General features: G+C 72.9%; 2 protein-coding genes. Both read right to left on the bottom strand.

Translation table 11 applies throughout. The annotated features are described in order from the left end of the window. Positions 1–35 precede the first annotated feature (35 nt). On the bottom strand, positions 36–515 hold the full coding sequence (locus AOK11_RS36800) for an NUDIX hydrolase (protein ID WP_055597973.1): 480 nt from the start codon (positions 513–515) through the stop codon (positions 36–38). Positions 516–588: 73 nt separating this feature from the next. After that, positions 589–2,193: an apolipoprotein N-acyltransferase gene (gene lnt, locus AOK11_RS36805; protein WP_055597974.1), complete on the bottom strand. Its 1,605-nt coding sequence runs from the start codon at positions 2,191–2,193 to the stop codon at positions 589–591. Between the last annotated feature and the right edge of the window lie 143 nt (positions 2,194–2,336).

Here is a 2,336-nt window from a genome sequence, read left to right on the forward strand (position 1 = left end):
CCCCTACCCCGCCCCATGTGGTTGCGCCCCATAGTTCAGCTGAAAGTAGTGGGGTCGAACCATGTGGGTGCGTCAGCCATGGCTTGCTTGATGCGGAAGCGCCCGAACTCGTTCAGCTCCGGCAGCGCGTCCACGGCGAACCAGGCGACGTCCAGTGATTCGTCGTCGTTGACCCGGGCCTCACCACCGACGGCACGGCAGCGGAAGGTGATGTCCATGTACTGGCAGATGTCGCCGTTGCCGTACGTCACCGGGTTCAGCGCCTGGACCAGCACGACCCGTTCGACGACGCAGTGCACCGCGGTCTCCTCCTCGACCTCGCGCACCGCGCAGGCGGCGGGCTGCTCCCCCGGGTCGGGGATGCCGCCGAGCACCGACCACTTGCGGGTGTCGGACCGGCGGTTCAGCAGCACTCTGCCCTCGTCGTCGAAGACGACGGCGGTGACCCCGGGAAGCCAGAGCAACTGGTGACCGGCGGAAGCGCGCAGCGTGCTGATGAAATCAGGAGTAGCCATGCCCCGACCCTAACGGGGAGGTCCGACAGTTCTACGGCACTTCAGGGGTGCGCGTTCTCCGCACGACCGCGCGTCACCGGCGCGTCCGCCCGCGCACGCCGGTGCCGGCGGCCCATCCCAGGCCGCCCGCGGCGACCAGGACGAGGGCGACCTCGGGGAGGACGCCGAGGCGGGTGGCGGGGGTCCGGGAGGAGCGCAGCGGCACCTCCTGCACCAGGGAGTCGGCGACGAACATGCCGGTCTTCTGGCTGACCGTCCCGTCCGGCATGATGATCGCGCTGACACCGCTGGTCACCGGGACGGTGACGGTGCGGCTGTGCTCGACGGCGCGGACCCTGGACATGGCGAGCTGCTGGTGGGTCATCTCGCTGCGGCCGAAGGTCGCGTTGTTGCTGGGTACGGAGATCAGCTGGGCGCCGTCGGTGACCGTGTCGCGCACCGCCCAGTCGAAGGCCGCCTCGTAGCAGGTGACGAGTCCCACCCCGGTGCCGGCCATGGTGAACACGCCGGGTTCGGTGCCCCGGCTGAAGTCCTGGCGGACCATCGACGTCCACTCGTCGTTGATCGCCCCGACCAGGGAGCGCAGCGGAAGGTACTCGCCGAAGGGCTGGATCTGCCGCTTGTCGTAGGTGTCGACGGGGCCCTTCGCCGGGTCCCAGAGGACCTGCTCGTTGAGCAGCTTGCCGTCCTTGCCCACCACGGCGCCGACCGAGACCGGGGCTCCGATCGCCCGGGCCGCGCGGTCGATGACGGCACGCGCGTCGGCGTTGGTGAAGGGGTCGATGTCGGAGGAGTTCTCCGGCCACAGCACGATGTCGGGCCGCTCGGCCCTGCCCGCGTCGACGGCGGCGGCCAGGCGCTCCGTCTCGCGCGCGTGGTAGTCGAGGACGGCACGCCGCTGGGAGTTGAAGTCGAGCCCCAGACGCGGCACGTTGCCCTGGACGACCGCGACGGTCGCCGTGCCGTCCTCGGCCGTGTCGCTCACCAGCGGCCGGGCGGCGACCGCGGCCACGAGGGGCACCGCCACGCCCAGGGCGCCGACGGCCGCCGCGACGTGCCGCACGGTCCCGGTACGGCGGGCCTCCAGGGACACGCGCGCGAGCTCGTACAGGCCGAAGCCGCACAGGACGACCGCGAAGCCGAGCACGGGGGTGCCGCCCAGTGCGGCGAGCGGCAGGAACACGCCGTCCGCCTGCCCGAACGCGATCTTGCCCCAGGGGAAACCGCTGAACGGCACGCGCGCGCGTGCCGCCTCCCCCGCCGTCCAGAGCGCGGCGGCCCACACCGGCCACCCGGGCAGCTTCGAGACCGCGGCGACACCCGCGCCGACCAGCGCGACGAAGACCGCCTCGATCACGGCGAGGGCGATCCACGGGCCGGGGCCGACCTCCACACCGGTCCACACCAGCAGCGGCAGCAGGAAGCCCAGGCCGAAGAGATAGCCGAGGCCGAGCCCCGCCTTCCAACTCCGCCCGCGCAGCAGCAGGGCGAAGACGGCGAAGGCGGGCAGCGCCAGCCACCACAGGGTGCGGGGCGGGAAGCTGACGTAGAGGAGCAGTCCGGAGAGTGCTGCCGCTGCGGCCGGAACGAGGCGCACGAGCCACCGGCGCCACGCGCTGGGCGCGGCCTGCGGGGGCATCGGGTCCGACTGGCCGACGGAGGTTGCGGTGACGGTCACTCCGCGAGTCTACGGCGGCCTGCCCGGGCACCGACCGTGCCGGCCGGGCGGGCGGGCGGCCGCGGGGAGGGCGGGCCGCACGGGGAGGGCCGTGGGCAGAGGCGGTGTCCCCGGGTGGGGCTCGTCACCGCTCGTTCCTGCAC

Source organism: Streptomyces hirsutus (assembly GCF_001418415.1).
GTDB classification, from domain to species: domain Bacteria; phylum Actinomycetota; class Actinomycetes; order Streptomycetales; family Streptomycetaceae; genus Streptomyces; species Streptomyces hirsutus.

Bases quoted from the DNA above. Each gene is read 5' to 3' on its own strand.
- AOK11_RS36800 (WP_055597973.1), bottom strand. From the start codon at position 515: ATGGCTACTCCTGATTTCATCAGCACGCTGCGCGCTTCCGCCGGTCAC.